Below are 15,954 nucleotides of genomic sequence, written 5' to 3' on the forward strand. Positions count from 1 at the left end.
GATCTCGGAATCGATCGTCACCTCGTGAAACGGGTATCCGGTTCGCTTTGACACAACCGCCTTCCGTACCCTTCTCCGCGTGAGTGAGCAGCCGAAGCAAAACCTCGTGACCAGCGAAGAAGACCTGCCAGAGCAGATGCGCGTGCGCCGGGAGAAGCGTGCGCGGCTGCTCGCTTCCGGTAAGGAGCCGTATCCCGTCGAAGTCGCGCGCACGCACACGTTGCGCGAGATTCGCGACGCGCATCCCGAACTCGAACCGGACACGCAGACCGGCGAGATCGTCGGCGTGACCGGGCGCGTGATGTTCATGCGCAACACCGGAAAGCTGTGCTTCGCGACGTTGCGGGAAGGCGACGGCACCGAACTGCAGGCGATGCTGAGCCTCGCCGGCGTTGGTGAGGAAGCACTTTCCGAGTGGAAGACCGACGTCGACCTCGGCGACCACGTTTTCATCCACGGCGAGGTCATCAGCTCCCGCCGCGGCGAGCTTTCCGTGATGGCGGACGGGTGGCAGCTGACGTCGAAGTCGTTGCGCCCGCTGCCGGTCGCGCACAAGGAACTCGGCGAGGAAACCCGTATTCGTCAGCGATACGTCGACCTGATCCTGCGGCCGTTGGCGCGCGACACCGTTCGGACCCGCGCGAACGTCGTTCGTTCTCTGCGCGACTCGTTCCACCGGCGCGGATTCCTCGAAGTCGAGACGCCGATGTTGCAGTCGTTGCAGGGTGGGGCGTCGGCGCGTCCGTTCATCACGCACTCGAACGCCCTCGACATCGACCTGTTCCTGCGCATCGCGCCGGAGCTGTACTTGAAGCGCTGCGTCGTCGGTGGCATCGAGAAGGTCTTCGAGATCAACCGGAACTTCCGCAACGAGGGCGTGGACTCGTCGCATTCGCCCGAGTTTTCGATGCTCGAGTACTACGAGGCCTACGCCACGTACGACACGAACGCGAAGCTGACTCGCGAGCTCATCCAGGAAGCCGCGGAAGCGGTGACGGGTTCTCAGATCGTCACGCTGGCGGACGGCTCCGAGTACGACCTCTCGGGTGAATGGACGACGATCAGCATCTACGAGTCGTTGTCCGGGGCCGTTGGTGAGGAAATCACCCCCGAGACGCCTGCCGAGGTGCTTCGGAAGCTTTGTGACCGGCACGAACTGGAGGTCAACCCGAAGTTCGGGCACGGCAAGCTGGTCGAGGAGCTGTGGGAGCACCTGGTGTGCGACTCGCTCTACCTGCCCACCTTCGTGCGCGACTACCCGGTCGAGACGTCCCCGCTGACCAGGCAGCACCGCAGCAAGCCGGGTGTCGCCGAAAAGTGGGATCTGTACGTCCGCGGATTCGAACTCGGAACCGGTTACTCCGAACTGGTGGACCCGGTGATCGAGCGGGAACGCCTGGAAGCGCAGGCCCGTCTTGCCGCGGCCGGTGACAACGAGGCGATGCCGGTCGATGAAGACTTTCTGCGATCACTGGAGTACGGAATGCCACCGAGTGGTGGCGTCGGAATGGGTATCGATCGGCTGCTGATGGCCCTCACCGGTCTGGGTATCCGGGAGACCATCTTGTTCCCGCTCGTTCGCCCTGAATGAGTAACTTTCCGGATGTCGATAGGTGCAATGCGGCACCTGTGCGCTAACCTGCGTCGCAGAAGGCTTTAGTTGGCGACGCGGGTGCACCGCGCATTCGGGGTCCAGGAGGATACGCATGGCGCAGAAGGTCACCGTGACCCTCGTCGACGACCTGGACGGCTCCACTGCGGAGGAGACCGTCGAGTTCGGGCTGGACGGTGTCAGCTACACGATCGACCTTTCCTCGGGCAATGCGGGCAAACTGCGGGACGCTCTTGCCGACTTCGTCGGTGGTGCACGTCGCGCGGGTGGTCGTAAGCGTGTTGGTCCAGGTCGTCCGGCGGGTGTGAAGGCACGCCCGGCATCGGCGGATCGTGAGCAGAACCAGGCCATTCGAGAGTGGGCCCGCAAGCAGGGCATGAAGGTGTCGGATCGCGGCCGCATCCCGGCCGAGGTGCTCGACGCGTACCACCAGCAGGGCTGAAATTCGGTAAAACACGAAGGGGTTCCGGGGATGATTCCTCGGAACCCCTTCGTGCTATTTGAGTGACTGATCAACTACTCGTGGCGGGATGAACGTCTACCCAAACGAGATTGGTTGACCTCACAACTGGTTAGTTCGCATATTCCGTTCCGATCTTCTTCGGGCCCGTTCTTCCGTCTCCGTTGTGACCAGAACCGCGTACGTGCGCGTCGGTGCGCGCAGGTACTTCGGTTAGGCTTGCCTGTCTTCAGCTGCTGGTAGGAGGGTGGGCCGTGGGTCGTAGGTCGTTCGGCCTGCTCTTCCTGCTGATCGTCTTGGTCGCCGTGTCGCTGGCGAGCATCGCGATCGGCTCGAAGGAGATCCCGCTGTCCGGGGTGTGGCACGGGCTCTTCACGCCGACCGGGATCGAGGACGACGTGGTGGTCCGCGAGCTGCGGATCCCGCGGACGTTGCTCGGCATCGTGGTCGGCATCGCGCTGGGCGTCGGCGGCGCTCTCATGCAGGGCCACACGCGCAACCCGCTGGCCGACCCCGGCATCCTCGGCGTGACGCACGGTGCCGCGCTGGCGGTCGTGCTCTCGATCTTCCTGCTCGGGGTGAACTCGCTGGTCGGCTACATCTGGTTCGCCTTCGCCGGCGCGATGGTCGCGAGCGTGGTGGTGTTCCTGCTCGGCTCGGCCGGCCGGGGTGGTCCGTCGCCGGTGACGCTCGCGCTGGCAGGAGCGGCGGTGTCGGCGCTGATGAACGGCCTGGTGTCGGCGATCGTGCTGCTCGACCAGCAGTCGCTCGACGCGTTCCGGTTCTGGCAGGTCGGTGCGATCGCCGGGCGGGACCTGGCCGTGCTGAACCAGGTGCTGCCGTTCCTCGTCGTCGGACTGGTCCTGGCCGGGTTGAACGCGGCGGGCCTCAACGCGTTGTCGCTCGGCGAGGACGTGGCCAAGTCGCTGGGCGTGAACGTCAGCAGGACGCGGTCGCTCGGCATTTTGGCCATCACGCTGCTGGTGGGCGGGGCCGTGGCGGCGTGCGGGCCCATCGGGTTCCTGGGGCTCGTGGTGCCGCACGTGGCGCGGGCGTTCACCGGGCCGGACTACCGCTGGATCCTGCCGTACTCGGCGCTGCTCGGGGCGGCCCTCATCCTGATCGCCGACATCGCCGGCCGGGTGATCGCTCGTCCGTCCGAAGTGGAGGTCGGCGTGATGCTGGCGCTGATCGGCGCGCCGTTCTTCATCTACCTGGTGCGGCGCAAGAGGCTGGTGAAGATTTGACGACGCTCAAGCCCGCACCGGCGCTGAGGCTGGGTGTCACCTCGTTCAAGCTGCGGCGGCGGCCGTTGCTGGTGGTGGCGGTGTCGCTGGCGGTGCTGGCGGCCCTGCTGGTCGTCGCCATCATGATCGGCGACTTCCCGCTGACCGCCTCGCAGGTGATCGACACGCTGTTCGGCGGCGGGACCAGGCGCGACCAGTTCGTGGTGACCGAGCTGCGGCTGCCGCGGGCGTTGACCGGGCTGCTGGTCGGCGGCGCGCTGGGCTTGTCCGGGGCGATCTTCCAGGCGATCGTGCGTAACCCGCTGGCCTCGCCGGACATCCTCGGCGTGACCTGGGGAGCAGGCGCCGGGGCGGTCTCGGTAATCACGTTCGCCGGGTCGCTGGGCGTGGTGACCGGCAGCGCGGCCTCGGTCGGGGTGCCGATCGCCGGCCTGGCAGGCGGGCTGGCCGCCGGGCTGCTGGTCTACGCGCTGGCGTGGCGGCAGGGCATCGAGGGCTTCCGGATGGTGCTCGTCGGCATCGGCATCACCGCGGTGGCCGGCAACTTCACGCACTACCTGCTGACCGTGGGGGACGTGCAGGACGCCGGGCGGGCGATGGTGTGGATCACCGGCTCGCTGAACGCGCGCGGGTGGGAGCACGTGGTGCCCGTCGCGCTGGCTTTGGTGGTGCTGGTGCCCGTGGCACTGGTCGGCGGCCATGTGCTCGGGGCGTTGCAGTTCGACGACCAGACCTCGCGCGGCCTCGGGATTCGGGTCGACCTGGCGCGGTCGGCGCTGATCATCGTGGCGATCGTGCTGGCATCGGTGGCCACGGCCGCTGCCGGACCCATCGCGTTCGTCGCGCTGGCCACGCCGCAGATCGCGTTGCGGCTGGCCGGGACTGCTCAGCCGCCGCTGTTCGGGTCCGTGGTGATCGGTGGCGTGCTGGTGCTGGCGTCCGATCTGGTCGCCCGGACCGTTTATCGCACCGAGCTGCCGGTCGGGGTGGTCACGGCCGTGCTCGGGGCGCCCTATCTGATGTTCCTGCTGGTTCGGAGTCGCCGGGAGGCGCGGGTATGACGGTGCGTCTTGAGGCTTCCTCGCTGTGCGTGGGGTACGGCGAGCGGCTGGTGGTCGACACCCTGGACCTGTCGATCATGGATGGCACCGTCACCGCGGTGATCGGCCCCAACGGGTGCGGGAAGTCGACGCTGTTGAAGGCTCTCGGGCGGTTGTTGCCTGCTCGGTCCGGCGCGGTGTTGCTGGACGGCAAGCAGATCGATCGGCTGGCCACCAAGGACGTTGCCCGGGTTCTGGGGATGTTGCCTCAGGCTCCGTCTGCTCCTGAGGGGCTCACCGTTGCTGATCTTGTGGCGCGCGGGCGGCACCCGCATCAGTCCTGGTATCGGCAGTGGTCAGCTGAGGATGCTGACGCCGTTGACGCCGCGTTGGCGATGACCGGGATTTCGGATCTGGCCGAGCGGACCGTGGACGAACTGTCCGGAGGGCAGCGGCAGCGGGCGTGGATCTCGATGGCGCTCGCCCAGGGCACTGATCTGTTGCTGCTGGACGAGCCGACCACCTACCTGGATCTTGCGCATCAGATCGATGTCCTGGATCTGGTGCAGGAGCTGCACACGTCCATGGGGCGGACGATCGTCATGGTGCTGCACGACTTGAACCTGGCTGCTCGGTACGCGGACAACATCGTTGCCATGCGGGACGGGCGGATCGTGACGCAGGGGACGCCTGCCGACGTGCTGACCGAGGCGATGTTGCTGGATGTGTTCGGGCTGGACGCTCGGGTGGTCGAGGATCCGGTTTCCGGGACGCCGCTGGTGGTTCCCGTCGGATCGCGGCATCGACTGCCGTAGGGCTCGGCTGCTAGTTGCAGGTGCGGGGGCAGGCCGTGCAGGGCTCTGCCGCCGGGAGGACGTAGTGGAAGCAGCAGCTGTTGCGCTTGCGCTTCCAGCCCTCGTCCGAGAGGTGCAGCGTCGAGGCGGAGACGAACGGGTCGAGCTTCTCCGGGAGGATCAGCGCCGCGTCGGTCACGCCGCCGGGCTCGTCGCCGGAGACTCGGCCCGCTGCCCAGGCGCCGTACTCCAGCATGTCGGTCGCGGCGGCCCAGAGGGTGCGGCGGCCGAAGCGGACGACTTGGCCGAAGGAGGCCACGAACTGGGCGGCGTGGGCGGCGTAGCGGGCGCGGAGCAGAGCGGCCAGGGCTGCTTCGTTGGCCACGACGGTGGCTGCTGGGTGGTTCGAGGCCGGGTCGTCCGGGAGGCACGCGAACTCGTCGCACAGAACCGAGATGCCGTCCGGGTGGGGGCGGCCCGCGGTGTTCAGGCGGAAGGCGATGTCGGTCGGCTTCAGGGAAGGGACGCGGCGGGCGGTGTGGAAGAGGAGGCCCGCGATGGTGCCCGGGATGTGCAGGTACCAGCCCATGATGTAGCCGGCCGTGGCGCGGTCGTCGGACTCGCCGTACTGCTCGACCATCCACTCGGCCAGGTCTTTGCGCCAGAGGTCGAAGCGGGGCGGTTCGGCCAGGAGCTCGGAGCAGATCGTCCAGTCCGGGGTCGGAGTGCCGAAGCGGACTTCCGAAGAAGAGGACAAACGAGAGATGGATTGGGCCAGAGGCGTGAGCGCACGCGGGTTCTGCTGTGAGACCCTCGCAGGTACGGTCAACGCGCAAGTCCTTATCTCATCGCACTGAATGAGGCTTGCCTAACCTTACCCAAGATTGCGCCGCCGGCGCTCGTCGAGGTGGGCCCGGTCACAGGAGTATCGCTCAACGGTCGGTTGTTCGCGCTGAGCGGACATCGCCCGATCTGTGGAATCCGTTGCTCCCGACCTGCGTTGATGCTGGTGTCAGGGTTGCCCGGATTGCGCTGTGCGCTGATGGGAGCCACAGGCCTCGGGGACGCCCACTACAGTGGTGCCACGGTGCCGCGCTCACCAGGGTAGATCGGTGGAGCCGAGGACCGCCGACGCAGCAGTCAGGGAGTGCGAATGTTCGAAAGGTTCACCGACCGCGCGAGGCGGGTGGTTGTCCTTGCCCAAGAAGAGGCACGGATGCTCAACCACAACTACATCGGCACCGAGCACATCCTCCTGGGTCTGATCCACGAGGGTGAAGGTGTCGCCGCCAAGGCGCTCGAGTCGTTGGGGATTGCGCTGGAGGGCGTCCGCCAGCAGGTCGAAGAGATCATCGGCCAGGGCCAGCAGGCTCCGAGTGGACACATCCCCTTCACCCCCCGTGCGAAGAAGGTCCTGGAGCTCTCGCTGCGCGAGGCGCTTCAGCTCGGCCACAACTACATCGGCACCGAGCACATCCTGCTCGGCCTCATTCGCGAGGGCGAGGGCGTTGCCGCGCAGGTCCTCGTGAAGCTGGGTGCCGACCTCAACAGGGTGCGGCAGCAGGTGCTGCAGCTGCTGTCCGGTTACTCGACGGAGAAGGGCGCGTCGGAGTCGACCGGACGTGGCGAGGGCACCCCTTCGTCTTCCCTGGTCCTCGACCAGTTCGGGCGCAACCTCACTGCCTCGGCGCGTGAGGGCAAGCTCGACCCGGTGATCGGGCGCGCCAAGGAGATCGAGCGGGTCATGCAGGTGCTGTCCCGCCGCACCAAGAACAACCCGGTCCTCATCGGCGAGCCCGGCGTCGGCAAGACCGCCGTCGTCGAGGGCCTGGCGCAGATGGTCGTCAAGGGCGAGGTGCCCGAGACGCTCAAGGACAAGCAGCTCTACACGCTCGACCTCGGCTCGCTGGTCGCGGGCTCGCGCTACCGCGGTGACTTCGAAGAGCGCCTGAAGAAGGTCCTCAAGGAGATCCGCACGCGCGGCGACATCATTCTGTTCATCGACGAGATCCACACGCTCGTCGGTGCGGGTGCCGCCGAGGGCGCGATCGACGCGGCTTCGATCCTGAAGCCGATGCTCGCGCGCGGTGAGCTGCAGACGATCGGCGCCACCACGCTCGACGAGTACCGCAAGCACGTCGAGAAGGACCCCGCGCTGGAGCGCCGCTTCCAGCCGATCCAGGTGGGCGAGCCGTCGCTCGAGCACACCATCGAGATCCTCAAGGGTCTGCGCGACCGGTACGAGGCGCACCACCGCGTCTCGATCACCGACTCCGCGCTCGTCGCCGCCGCCACGCTGGCGGACCGGTACATCAACGACCGGTTCCTGCCGGACAAGGCGATCGACCTCATCGACGAGGCGGGCGCCCGCATGCGCATCCGCCGGATGACCGCGCCGCCGGACCTGCGCGAGTTCGACGAGAAGATCGCGGACGTGCGTCGCGACAAGGAGTCCGCGATCGACGCGCAGGACTTCGAGCGCGCCGCCAAGCTGCGGGACGCGGAGAAGCAGCTCCTGGGCCAGAAGGCCGAGCGGGAGAAGCAGTGGAAGGACGGTGACCTGGACGTCGTCGCAGAGGTCGACGACGAGCAGATCGCCGAGGTCCTCGCCAACTGGACCGGCATCCCGGTGTTCAAGCTCACCGAGGAGGAGACCTCGCGTCTGCTCCGCATGGAGGACGAGCTGCACAAGCGGATCATCGGCCAGGTCGACGCGGTCAAGGCCGTGTCGCAGGCGATCCGCCGCACCCGCGCCGGCCTGAAGGACCCGAAGCGCCCCTCCGGCTCGTTCATCTTCGCCGGCCCGTCCGGTGTCGGTAAGACCGAGCTCTCGAAGGCGCTGGCGAACTTCCTGTTCGGCGAGGACGACGCGCTCATCCAGATCGACATGGGCGAGTTCCACGACCGGTACACCGCGTCGCGGCTCTTCGGTGCCCCTCCCGGTTACGTCGGCTACGAAGAGGGCGGCCAGCTCACCGAGAAGGTGCGCCGCAAGCCGTTCTCCGTCGTGCTGTTCGACGAGATCGAGAAGGCCCACCAGGAGGTCTACAACACGCTGCTCCAGGTGCTGGAGGACGGCCGCCTGACCGACGGTCAGGGCCGGACGGTGGACTTCAAGAACACCGTCATCATCTTCACGTCGAACCTGGGCACGTCGGACATCAGCAAGGCCGTCGGCCTCGGCTTCACCTCGGGTCAGGACACCGCGTCCAACTACGAGCGGATGAAGAACAAGGTCAACGACGAGCTGAAGAAGCACTTCCGCCCCGAGTTCCTCAACCGCATCGACGACATCATCGTCTTCCACCAGCTGACTCAGGACGAGATCATCAAGATGGTGGACCTGATGATCGCCCGCGTCGAGGCCCAGTTGAAGAACAAGGACATGGCCATCGAGCTGACCGACAGGGCCAAGTCCCTGCTGGCCAAGCGCGGCTTCGACCCGGTGCTGGGCGCCCGCCCGCTGCGCCGGACGATCCAGCGCGAGATCGAGGACACCCTGTCGGAGAAGATCCTGTTCGGCGAGATCCAGCCGGGCCAGATCATCATCACCGACGTCGAGGGCTGGGACGGCGTGTCCGACGACCACGACAAGGCGAAGTTCGTCTTCCGCGGCGAGGCCAAGCCGAACCGCGTGCCGGACGCCCCGCCCGTCGACCTGGCAGCCCCGGCCGCCAGCGACGTGCAGGACGCCCCGGTGAACGAGACCGAGTGAGCTAGCAGCACGTGAGGACGGCCCCCAGGCTTTCGGCCTGGGGGCCGTTCTCGTCTCTGCTCAACAATCCCCGCCTCCAGCGACTCTGGTACGTGAGACGCGTCCGCTGGAGGGCATGTGGATTTCCTGGGGTTCCTGCTGCAGCGACTCGTCGTGATCTTCATCGGCATCGTGGTTCTCTTCGCCGTGCAGAACCCGCACCGCCGCGCCCGCGCCCGCTCTCAAGCGGTCGCCGAGCAGACTCCGGTCATGACCGAGCTGGCCGCGAAGCTGGGCGGTTCCCTGTCCGGCCCAAGCGAAGCAGCCGCGTGGACTCCGCGCCTGCGGCGGCGTTCGAAGAAGTACGAGCCAGAACTCACGCTGACCTTCCAGCGCGGCCCGTGGCACGTCCGCGTGACCGAGGCCTGCAACCCGAAGCCGATGGCGTCCGACGCCCTCCTGCGGTACGAGCACTGGATCGAGGTCGCGACGGATCCGTTGCCGCAGCGTGCACTCCGGTTCGACTTCTTCGAACTGTCCTTTGAGGACGGATTCGTCCACACCGTGTGCCAGGGGCAGATCCGGGCCGACGAGATCGAGTTCCTGGTCGACATGATCCTGGAGACGCTCGACCTCATGCCCGGAGTCGAGCCCGGAAATCCTCCTGGCCCTCAGCGCGGGGTGACGGCGTAGCCCGCCAGCACGATGTTCGAGAGGTCCGGGTCGTCGTCCAGGTAGACGCCCTCGTAGTTGAAGCCGAACAACGACCGCAGTGCCGCCTCGGCGAGGTCGAGCGGGTGGAAGCGGAACGGGTACTCGTCGTCCTCGTCGAGCGATTCGAGGAACTCCGGGTCGCCCGCCAGGTACTTCTCCTCGAACGGCAGCGGCGTGCCGACGTCCTCGATCACGCCGCTGTCGGGGGAGAGGCTGAACGCGCGGCGGACCGAGCCGTCGGGCGACCAGATCGCGTAGGCGAAGAAGTCGACGACGCTGTGCATGGCGTGCAGGTACAGGGTGCGGCCGGCGGCTTCGCGGATGAAGCGCGGGTCGAGTTCGGTCGGGGCGTCGCCGGCGGCGTCCCAGGTGCAGACGATCGAGAGGCCCGGGAGGACGGCGGCGTAGACCTCGCCCTCCGGCGGGTTGGCGTAGTCCAGCGAACCGTCCGCGATCGGGCGGATGTCGTGCGCCGGGTAGAGCCGCGCCACCAGGGCCGCGGTGGCCTCGCGGTCGATCTCCGGAGCTGACCGCAGAACCTTGCTGACGTCGTCGGATGCGTACATCAGCATCCAGTCCTTGGCACCCATGAGGTCAGCATGGCGGAAGGGTCTGACAATTTCCGGCACGCAACGAGAAGTGCGCCCGGGCCGTCCTAGAGGTGTGCGGACCACACCGGAGACTGACGAGCGCTCGGCGACACTGCACGACGTGGTCACCACCGAGGTGAAGCCGCGCAGAAGTGGTTTCGCCACGTTCTTGCTGTTCGTGTGCGCGCTGGCGTTCGTCGCGGCGGCCATGGTCAGGCTGCTCGGCATCGACGGCACGCGCTACATGATCGCCGCGACCTCGCTCATTCCGTACATCACGGTCGCGGGGTTGCTCATCGGGCTGTTCGCGCTCGCACGCAAGAGGTGGGTCATCGGGCTGACGATGACCTTGGTGGGGATTGTGCTGGTGGCGAACGTGGCGCCGCGGGCGTTTCCCGACTCGCGGCCGAACGGGGTGGGGCAGCAGGTCCGGGTGATGAGCGCGAACCTGCTCGTCGGCATGGCGGACGCCAAGGCGATCGTGCGCGAGGTCAAGGCCCGCGGCGTCGACATCCTGTCGATGCAGGAGCTGACGCCGGAGATGGTGCGCGACCTCGAACGGGCCGGGCTCGACCAGGTCCTGCCCAGCCGGGTCTTCCTCGCCGAGCCGGGTGGGTCGGGCAGCGGTATCGCGTCGAAGTACCCGCTCACGCGCAGGGAGCTCACGCCGCCGGGCACGTTGCAGCAGGCCGGGGCGTTGGTCGACCTGCCGGGCAAGGACATCGAGGTCGTCTCGGTGCACCCGTTGCCGCCGGTCGTGGCCGAGGGGCCGGAAGCGTGGCAACGGGAGCTCGCCGGACTGCCCAGTCCGGACTCCACCGGCGCGATCAGGGTGCTCGCCGGTGACTTCAACGCCACGCTCGACCACGTGGGCATGACGCGGCTGCTCAACAAGGGCTACGTGGACGCCGCCGACCAGGTCGGCAAGGGGCTGATCCACACCTGGCCGGGCAACAGCGGCATCTGGCCGCCGCCGGTCACCATCGACCACGTGCTGGTGGACCCGCGCTGCCCGGTCGACACGCTGGACGTGTTCGACGTGCCCGGTAGCGACCACCGGGCCGTCGTCACGCAGTTCGTCGTGCCAAGGTTCTGAGCGCTTCCAGAGCCCCGACCGGCAACGACACCCCGCGGCCGTGCCGGACCTCCGGCTCGCGGACGTTGATCCGGATCAGCGAACCGGTGGAAGCCGATGCGAGCTCGGCCTGACGCCGCACGGTCGGCACCGCCGTGCCGGCACCGATCTCGATCACCACCAGGTCCTGCACCGAACGCCGCCACGAGGTCAGCTCGTCGAGCTGCGCCTGGCTGCGGTGCGGCACCCAGCCCCAGTCGCCGAACATCAGGATGTTGGGCCTGGCCAGACCGCCGCACGACGGACACGACGGCAGCGGGCCCACCGCGCGCATCGAAACAGGATCAACGGAGACGTCGAACGAGCACTCCCAGATCTCGTCGGTGCACGGTTCCACGCACTGGACGTGGTGGATCGACCCGTGGACCTCGGCGACGTCGGTGAACCCAGCCTTCTGGAACTGACCGTCCACATTGGACGTGAACACGCGCGCACCCCACGAGCGCAGGATCGAGAACCCCTCGTGCGGCACGGTCTCGCGGTACAGCTGCAACCGGTGGCCGTAGAAACCCCAGGCCAGCTCGGGATCGTCGGCGAAGTGCACCGGATCGGCGATCTCCTCGAACTTCAGCCCGAGGCGCTCGTACGGCGGATAGGCCCGCCAGAAGCCCTCGGTGCCGCGGAAGTCCGGCAGCCCCGAGTCGACCCCGATGCCGGCACCGGCGCAGACGAGCAACGCGTCCGCGCCGGCGATCAGCTCGGCGGCTCTGTCGTAAGCCTCGTCGATCACTGCTTGGGCTTGCTCCCCAGCACGACCTCGAACTCCAGCAGGTCGGCACCGGTCGACACCGGCTTCGCGCGCTCACCGGAGTGCGCGGCCTGACCCGCCTGACCGTCGCGCCACGCGACGAACGCCTCGTCCGTCTCCCAGTGCGTCACGACGAAGTAGCGGTCCTCACCGGCGACCGGGCGCAGGAGCTCGAAGCCGAGGAAGCCCGGCTGGTCGTCGACCGCGCCGAGGCGGGCGGCGAAGCGCTTCTCCAGCTCGGGGCCGGCGCCCTCGGGGACCTTGATCGCATTGATCTTCACGACTGCCATGTGAGCCAGCCTAGCGACGAACACCGACAGGCAGCAGGTACTGATCGTCCGGAATGCCGGAAGATCGGAACCAGGCGTTGAAGAACCCGTCCAGGTTCTGACCGGACGCCTGCTTGAAGTGGTTCTCGAACTCCGGCCAGGACGCGTTCCCGTTCCGGTGACCAGCCGTCCACGACTGCAGCGCCTTGAAGAACACGTCGTCCCCGACCTGCTTGCGCAGCGCGTGCATCGCCATGATGCCCTTGTCGTAGACGCCCCGGAACTCGTTGCCCTTGCCCATGTCGTAGAGCTTCGGCGCCCAGAACGACGTGCGGCCCCGCAGCTCCTCGACCCGGCCGCGGTAGCGCTCGTCGAGGTTCGTGCCCTCCTTCTCCAGCCACAGCCACTGCGAGTAGGACGCGAGGCACTCGTTCAGGCAGATGTCCGCCCAGCTGGAGATCGTCACCGAGTCGCCGAACCACTGGTGCGCGTTCTCGTGCACCACGGTCTCCAGGTCCGCCCACGACGCGTAGGTCGGCCGCGTCTGGGTCTCCAGCGAGAAGCCGATCTTGTCCGCCACCCAGATGCTGCCGGCCGCGCGCTGCGGGTACGGGCCGAACTTCGTCTCCAGATACCCCAGGATCTCGGGCAGCCGCGCCTGGAGCGGCTTCTTCTCCGCCGACGTGCCGGGTGCGTAGGCGTCCAGCACGGGCGCGCCGCTCGGGAGCTTCGAACGCACGATCTCGAACTTGTCGATCGCCACGGTGGCCAGGTAGGTCGCGAGCGGCGTCTCCTCCGACCAGTTGAACGTCGTCCAGCCGCCGTCGCGCGTCACCGGGCCCTCCAGGCCGTTCGACACCGCTGTCCAGCCGTCCGGCACGCGGGCCGCGAGCTTGAACGCCGCCTTGTCGCGCGGGTGGTCGTTGGCCGGGAACCACGACGTCGCGGAGTGCGGCTCACCTGCGGCGAACGCGCCACCGGTCGAGGAGATCTGCCAGCCGCTGCGGCCCAGCGAGGCGTCCTCGACGGTCTTGGGCTCGCCGCCGTAGGTGACGACCGCGGTGAACGGCTTGCCCTTCGCCAGCGGGGCAGCGGGCGTGATCACCAGCTCGTGGTCGCCCTCCTGCGCGAACTTCGCGGGCTGCCCGCCGACCTTCACGTCGCTGACCTTCAGACCCTCCAGGTCGAGGTTGAACCTGCTGAGGTCGTCCGTGGCGTTCGCGTTGACCCTCGCCACGCCCTGCAGCTGCTTCGACGTCGGGTCGTACGTGATCGCCAGGTCGTAGAGCGTCACGTCGTAGCCGCTGTTGCCGTCCGTCGGGTAGTACGCGTCGCCCATGCCCGCGCCGGCCTCCACGGCTGCCTGCGGTGACGTCTCCTGACGCTCCTGCTGCGCGGGGTCGTTGCTCGGCGTGCGGAACACGACGAGCAGCCCGGCGACGAGCACGATCAACACCAGGGCGATCAGGTACGGGCGGGCCTTCATGCGTTAATCATCCCTGTGTCGGTGGTGGAGTTCGGCGGAACGGGTCAAGGCGTGCTGCTCCTGCACGGCCTGATGAGCAGGGCCACCGCGTGGTGGCCCGTCGCGCAGTGGCTCAAGCCGTTCGGCCGAGTCGTCGGCATCGACCAACGCGGGCACGGCCGCAACCCGCAGCGGGGACCGTTCCGCACCGAGGACTTCGTCGCCGATGCCGCTGCCGCCATCGAGGACCTCGGCCTCGGGCCCGCCGTGGTGATCGGGCACTCCATGGGCGGGCTGCACGCGTGGTGTCTCGCGGCGACCCGTCCTGACCTGGTGCGCGCGATTGTCGTCGAGGACTTCGCCCCGGACAACCGGGGCAGGACGGTCGACGAGTGGAAGTGGCTCTTCGACGCCTGGCCGGTGCCGTTCCAGTCGCTCGCGCACGTCACGTCGTACTTCGGCGATCCCGTGTTCGCCGAGTACTTCGAGGAACGCGAGGACGGCTGGCACCTGATCGCGGAGATGGAGGACCTGTACGAGATCGCGGGCCAGTGGGGCACGCGGGCGTACTGGGACGAGATCGACCGGGTGCGGTGCCCGTCGCTGGTCATCGAGGCAGGTCAGGGCGGCCAGCTGCCCAACCAGATGGCAGAGGCCGCGCGCAGGTCTGCTGGCCGGTACCTCTACGTCCCGGAGGCGGGCCACGTCGTGCACGCGACCGCGCCGTGGGTCTACCGCGGAGCCGTCGAGGCCTTCTTGAGCACGTCGATCTCGCCGGTCTGAGTGTCGACGATCGACACCTCGCGGACCTTCGCGCGAATCGGTTCGACCGGGAACACGGCCGCGAACGCCGACTTCATCGCGTCGTCGTCGATGTCGTGCGCCAGCGTGCAGTGCGGCACCCAGTTGCCCGGCAGGTAGTAGGCGCTCGGATTCTTCACGTTGCTCGCCAGCACGTCGTGAATGGCGGAGTGCACGGCCAGCAGCTCGTTGTCCACCACAGCGGCGAGCATCAGCACGTTGTCGACCGTGGAGAACGTGCCGAGCGTGTGCAGCCACAGGTCCGGCATCCAGAGCCGTTCCAGGTCCTCCCGCAGCTCCTTGCGGACCTTGGGACCGATGGTGCTCGCGACGGCGTACGTGAGGTGCGGCGGGTGCTCGTGCTTGATACCGATCCGCCGCCACAGGTCGCGGACCTTCTTGTCCGCCTCGTCGTCGAAGAACGCCACGAGCGCGTGCATCAGTGCTCCCCGGGCAGTGCGAACAGGCCGTCCCGCGTCTGCTCGACCAAACCGTCGTCGAGCAGGGAGACCAGGCACTTCTCTCGTTGCGTGATGTCGTTCCAGACGATGTCGAGCTGTGCCTTGGGCACCGGGCCGGGCGCGCCCCGCAGGACGTCCAGCAGCCTGCCCCGCACCTGACGATCGGTGCCGGCGAACTTCTGCACCTTCTTCTCCGGCCCCGCGTAGGCAGGACGACCGGCGAGCTGCCACGCGCACACGTCGAACAACGGGCAGTCAGCGCACTTCTGGTTCTTGGCCGTGCAGATCAACGCACCGAGCTCCATCAACGCCGCCGAGAACACCGCGGCGTCTTCCTGCGACGAAGGCAGGATCGCCTCCACGTCACGGAGATCGCGCTTCGTCGACGGTGGACCGGCGTCCCCGGCACCGTGCACAGCGCGCGCAACGACCCGCCGGACGTTCGTGTCGACGACAGCGCACTTCTGCCCGTACGCGAACGTGGCCACCGCACGAGCCGTGTAGCTGCCGATGCCCGGCAACGACTCCAGCGTCTCCACGTCCGACGGCACCACGTCGCCGTGATCGCGGGCAATGGCCGTGGCAGCTTCGTGCAACCGCAGCGCGCGCCGCGGATAGCCGAGCTTGCCCCACATCCGCAGCACTTCACCCTGTGACGCGGCAGCCATCGCCGACGGCACGGGCCAGCGCGCCAGCCACTCGTGCCAGATCGGTTCGACGCGGGAAACCGGCGTCTGCTGCAGCATGATCTCGCTGACCAGCACGCCCCAGGCGGTGCATTCGGGACGCCGCCACGGCAGGTCGCGCGCGGCGGTGTCCCACCAGCCAAGCAACAACTCGTGATTCATCGCGAGCATTCTCGCATCGCGAAAGTCACGCGGGGGCCCCGCGTTACCCCGGGGAGCACGCGGGGCCCCCGCGTGC

General features: G+C 67.8%; 16 protein-coding genes. 9 read left to right on the plus strand and 7 right to left on the minus strand.

Annotated elements, in window-relative coordinates:
- The first annotated feature begins 136 nt into the window (after nucleotides 1-136).
- The 5 genes from lysS (at nucleotide 137) to ABZX92_RS11255 (ending at nucleotide 5,174) form a co-directional block, all read left to right on the plus strand.
- Nucleotides 137-1,591 (plus strand): lysine--tRNA ligase, encoded by a 1,455-nt coding sequence (gene lysS, locus ABZX92_RS11235; protein ID WP_355556680.1) that lies wholly within the window; start codon nucleotides 137-139, stop codon nucleotides 1,589-1,591.
- A 115-nt stretch (nucleotides 1,592-1,706) separates the two neighbouring features.
- Nucleotides 1,707-2,054 carry an Lsr2 family protein gene (locus tag ABZX92_RS11240; protein ID WP_045317204.1) on the plus strand — a complete coding sequence of 116 codons (348 nt, stop codon included), beginning with the start codon at nucleotides 1,707-1,709 and terminating at the stop codon, nucleotides 2,052-2,054.
- A gap of 272 nt (nucleotides 2,055-2,326) precedes the next feature.
- On the plus strand, nucleotides 2,327-3,319 hold the full coding sequence (locus tag ABZX92_RS11245; RefSeq protein WP_355556644.1) for an iron chelate uptake ABC transporter family permease subunit: 993 nt from the start codon (nucleotides 2,327-2,329) through the stop codon (nucleotides 3,317-3,319).
- On the plus strand, nucleotides 3,316-4,380 hold the full coding sequence (locus ABZX92_RS11250) for an iron chelate uptake ABC transporter family permease subunit (protein ID WP_355556646.1): 1,065 nt from the start codon (nucleotides 3,316-3,318) through the stop codon (nucleotides 4,378-4,380). Before ABZX92_RS11245 ends, ABZX92_RS11250 begins: the two co-directional genes overlap by 4 nt.
- On the plus strand, nucleotides 4,377-5,174 hold the full coding sequence (locus tag ABZX92_RS11255) for an ABC transporter ATP-binding protein (protein WP_355556649.1): 798 nt from the start codon (nucleotides 4,377-4,379) through the stop codon (nucleotides 5,172-5,174). The genes ABZX92_RS11250 and ABZX92_RS11255 overlap by 4 nt, the downstream gene beginning before the upstream one ends.
- A gap of 10 nt (nucleotides 5,175-5,184) precedes the next feature.
- Here the strand turns inward: ABZX92_RS11255 and ABZX92_RS11260 are convergent, their stop codons facing one another.
- Nucleotides 5,185-5,982 (minus strand): (2Fe-2S)-binding protein, encoded by a 798-nt coding sequence (locus ABZX92_RS11260; protein WP_355556652.1) that lies wholly within the window; start codon nucleotides 5,980-5,982, stop codon nucleotides 5,185-5,187.
- A gap of 324 nt (nucleotides 5,983-6,306) precedes the next feature.
- Between ABZX92_RS11260 and ABZX92_RS11265 the strand changes: the two genes are divergently transcribed.
- Both ABZX92_RS11265 and ABZX92_RS11270 read left to right on the plus strand, forming a co-directional pair.
- Nucleotides 6,307-8,868, plus strand: a complete 2,562-nt coding sequence (locus ABZX92_RS11265; protein WP_355556655.1) for an ATP-dependent Clp protease ATP-binding subunit — start codon at nucleotides 6,307-6,309, stop codon at nucleotides 8,866-8,868.
- Between the two features lie 117 nt (nucleotides 8,869-8,985).
- Nucleotides 8,986-9,540 carry a hypothetical protein gene (locus tag ABZX92_RS11270; protein ID WP_355556658.1) on the plus strand — a complete coding sequence of 185 codons (555 nt, stop codon included), beginning with the start codon at nucleotides 8,986-8,988 and terminating at the stop codon, nucleotides 9,538-9,540.
- Here ABZX92_RS11270 and ABZX92_RS11275 read toward each other — a convergent pair.
- Entirely contained in the window at nucleotides 9,519-10,151 is a 633-nt protein-coding gene (locus tag ABZX92_RS11275) for a hypothetical protein (RefSeq protein ID WP_355556661.1), read from the minus strand. The genes ABZX92_RS11270 and ABZX92_RS11275 overlap by 22 nt on opposite strands.
- Nucleotides 10,152-10,272: 121 nt before the next feature.
- Between ABZX92_RS11275 and ABZX92_RS11280 the strand changes: the two genes are divergently transcribed.
- Nucleotides 10,273-11,247 (plus strand): endonuclease/exonuclease/phosphatase family protein, encoded by a 975-nt coding sequence (locus ABZX92_RS11280; protein ID WP_355556663.1) that lies wholly within the window; start codon nucleotides 10,273-10,275, stop codon nucleotides 11,245-11,247.
- Here the strand turns inward: ABZX92_RS11280 and ABZX92_RS11285 are convergent.
- From ABZX92_RS11285 to ABZX92_RS11295, 3 genes are read right to left on the minus strand one after another with little or no spacing between them, the layout of a single operon-like run.
- Complete coding sequence (locus tag ABZX92_RS11285; protein ID WP_355556682.1) at nucleotides 11,219-12,013, minus strand: Sir2 family NAD-dependent protein deacetylase; 795 nt, start codon at nucleotides 12,011-12,013, stop codon at nucleotides 11,219-11,221. The two genes, ABZX92_RS11280 and ABZX92_RS11285, sit on opposite strands and share 29 nt — an antisense overlap.
- Nucleotides 12,013-12,324: an antibiotic biosynthesis monooxygenase gene (locus tag ABZX92_RS11290; RefSeq protein WP_204761620.1), complete on the minus strand. Its 312-nt coding sequence runs from the start codon at nucleotides 12,322-12,324 to the stop codon at nucleotides 12,013-12,015. The genes ABZX92_RS11285 and ABZX92_RS11290 overlap by 1 nt, the downstream gene beginning before the upstream one ends.
- 10 nt (nucleotides 12,325-12,334) lie before the next feature.
- The gene (locus ABZX92_RS11295) at nucleotides 12,335-13,789 is read right to left on the minus strand and encodes a M1 family metallopeptidase (protein WP_355556666.1); all 1,455 of its coding nucleotides are present in this window, start codon (nucleotides 13,787-13,789) and stop codon (nucleotides 12,335-12,337) included.
- A gap of 51 nt (nucleotides 13,790-13,840) precedes the next feature.
- On the opposite strand from ABZX92_RS11295, the gene ABZX92_RS11300 reads away from it, so the two are divergent.
- Nucleotides 13,841-14,551 carry an alpha/beta hydrolase gene (locus ABZX92_RS11300; protein ID WP_355556669.1) on the plus strand — a complete coding sequence of 237 codons (711 nt, stop codon included), beginning with the start codon at nucleotides 13,841-13,843 and terminating at the stop codon, nucleotides 14,549-14,551.
- Here ABZX92_RS11300 and ABZX92_RS11305 read toward each other — a convergent pair.
- Together ABZX92_RS11305 and ABZX92_RS11310 are read right to left on the minus strand one after the other, a co-directional pair.
- A complete protein-coding gene (locus ABZX92_RS11305; protein ID WP_355556671.1) occupies nucleotides 14,500-15,009 on the minus strand; it encodes a 2'-5' RNA ligase family protein in 510 nt (169 codons plus the stop codon). The two genes, ABZX92_RS11300 and ABZX92_RS11305, sit on opposite strands and share 52 nt — an antisense overlap.
- Nucleotides 15,009-15,878: an A/G-specific adenine glycosylase gene (locus ABZX92_RS11310; protein WP_355556673.1), complete on the minus strand. Its 870-nt coding sequence runs from the start codon at nucleotides 15,876-15,878 to the stop codon at nucleotides 15,009-15,011. The genes ABZX92_RS11305 and ABZX92_RS11310 overlap by 1 nt, the downstream gene beginning before the upstream one ends.
- Nucleotides 15,879-15,954 lie beyond the last annotated feature (76 nt).

Source organism: Lentzea sp. NPDC006480 (genome assembly GCF_040611995.1).
Lineage (GTDB): Bacteria > Actinomycetota > Actinomycetes > Mycobacteriales > Pseudonocardiaceae > Lentzea.

Bases quoted from the DNA above. Each gene is read 5' to 3' on its own strand.
- lysS (WP_355556680.1), top strand. From the start codon at position 137: ATGCGCGTGCGCCGGGAGAAGCGTGCGCGGCTGCTCGCTTCCGGTAAG.
- ABZX92_RS11240 (WP_045317204.1), top strand. From the start codon at position 1,707: ATGGCGCAGAAGGTCACCGTGACCCTCGTCGACGACCTGGACGGCTCC.
- ABZX92_RS11255 (WP_355556649.1), top strand. From the start codon at position 4,377: ATGACGGTGCGTCTTGAGGCTTCCTCGCTGTGCGTGGGGTACGGCGAG.
- ABZX92_RS11265 (WP_355556655.1), top strand. From the start codon at position 6,307: ATGTTCGAAAGGTTCACCGACCGCGCGAGGCGGGTGGTTGTCCTTGCC.
- ABZX92_RS11275 (WP_355556661.1), bottom strand. From the start codon at position 10,151: ATGGGTGCCAAGGACTGGATGCTGATGTACGCATCCGACGACGTCAGC.
- ABZX92_RS11290 (WP_204761620.1), bottom strand. From the start codon at position 12,324: ATGGCAGTCGTGAAGATCAATGCGATCAAGGTCCCCGAGGGCGCCGGC.
- ABZX92_RS11295 (WP_355556666.1), bottom strand. From the start codon at position 13,789: ATGAAGGCCCGCCCGTACCTGATCGCCCTGGTGTTGATCGTGCTCGTC.
- ABZX92_RS11305 (WP_355556671.1), bottom strand. From the start codon at position 15,009: ATGCACGCGCTCGTGGCGTTCTTCGACGACGAGGCGGACAAGAAGGTC.
- ABZX92_RS11310 (WP_355556673.1), bottom strand. From the start codon at position 15,878: ATGAATCACGAGTTGTTGCTTGGCTGGTGGGACACCGCCGCGCGCGAC.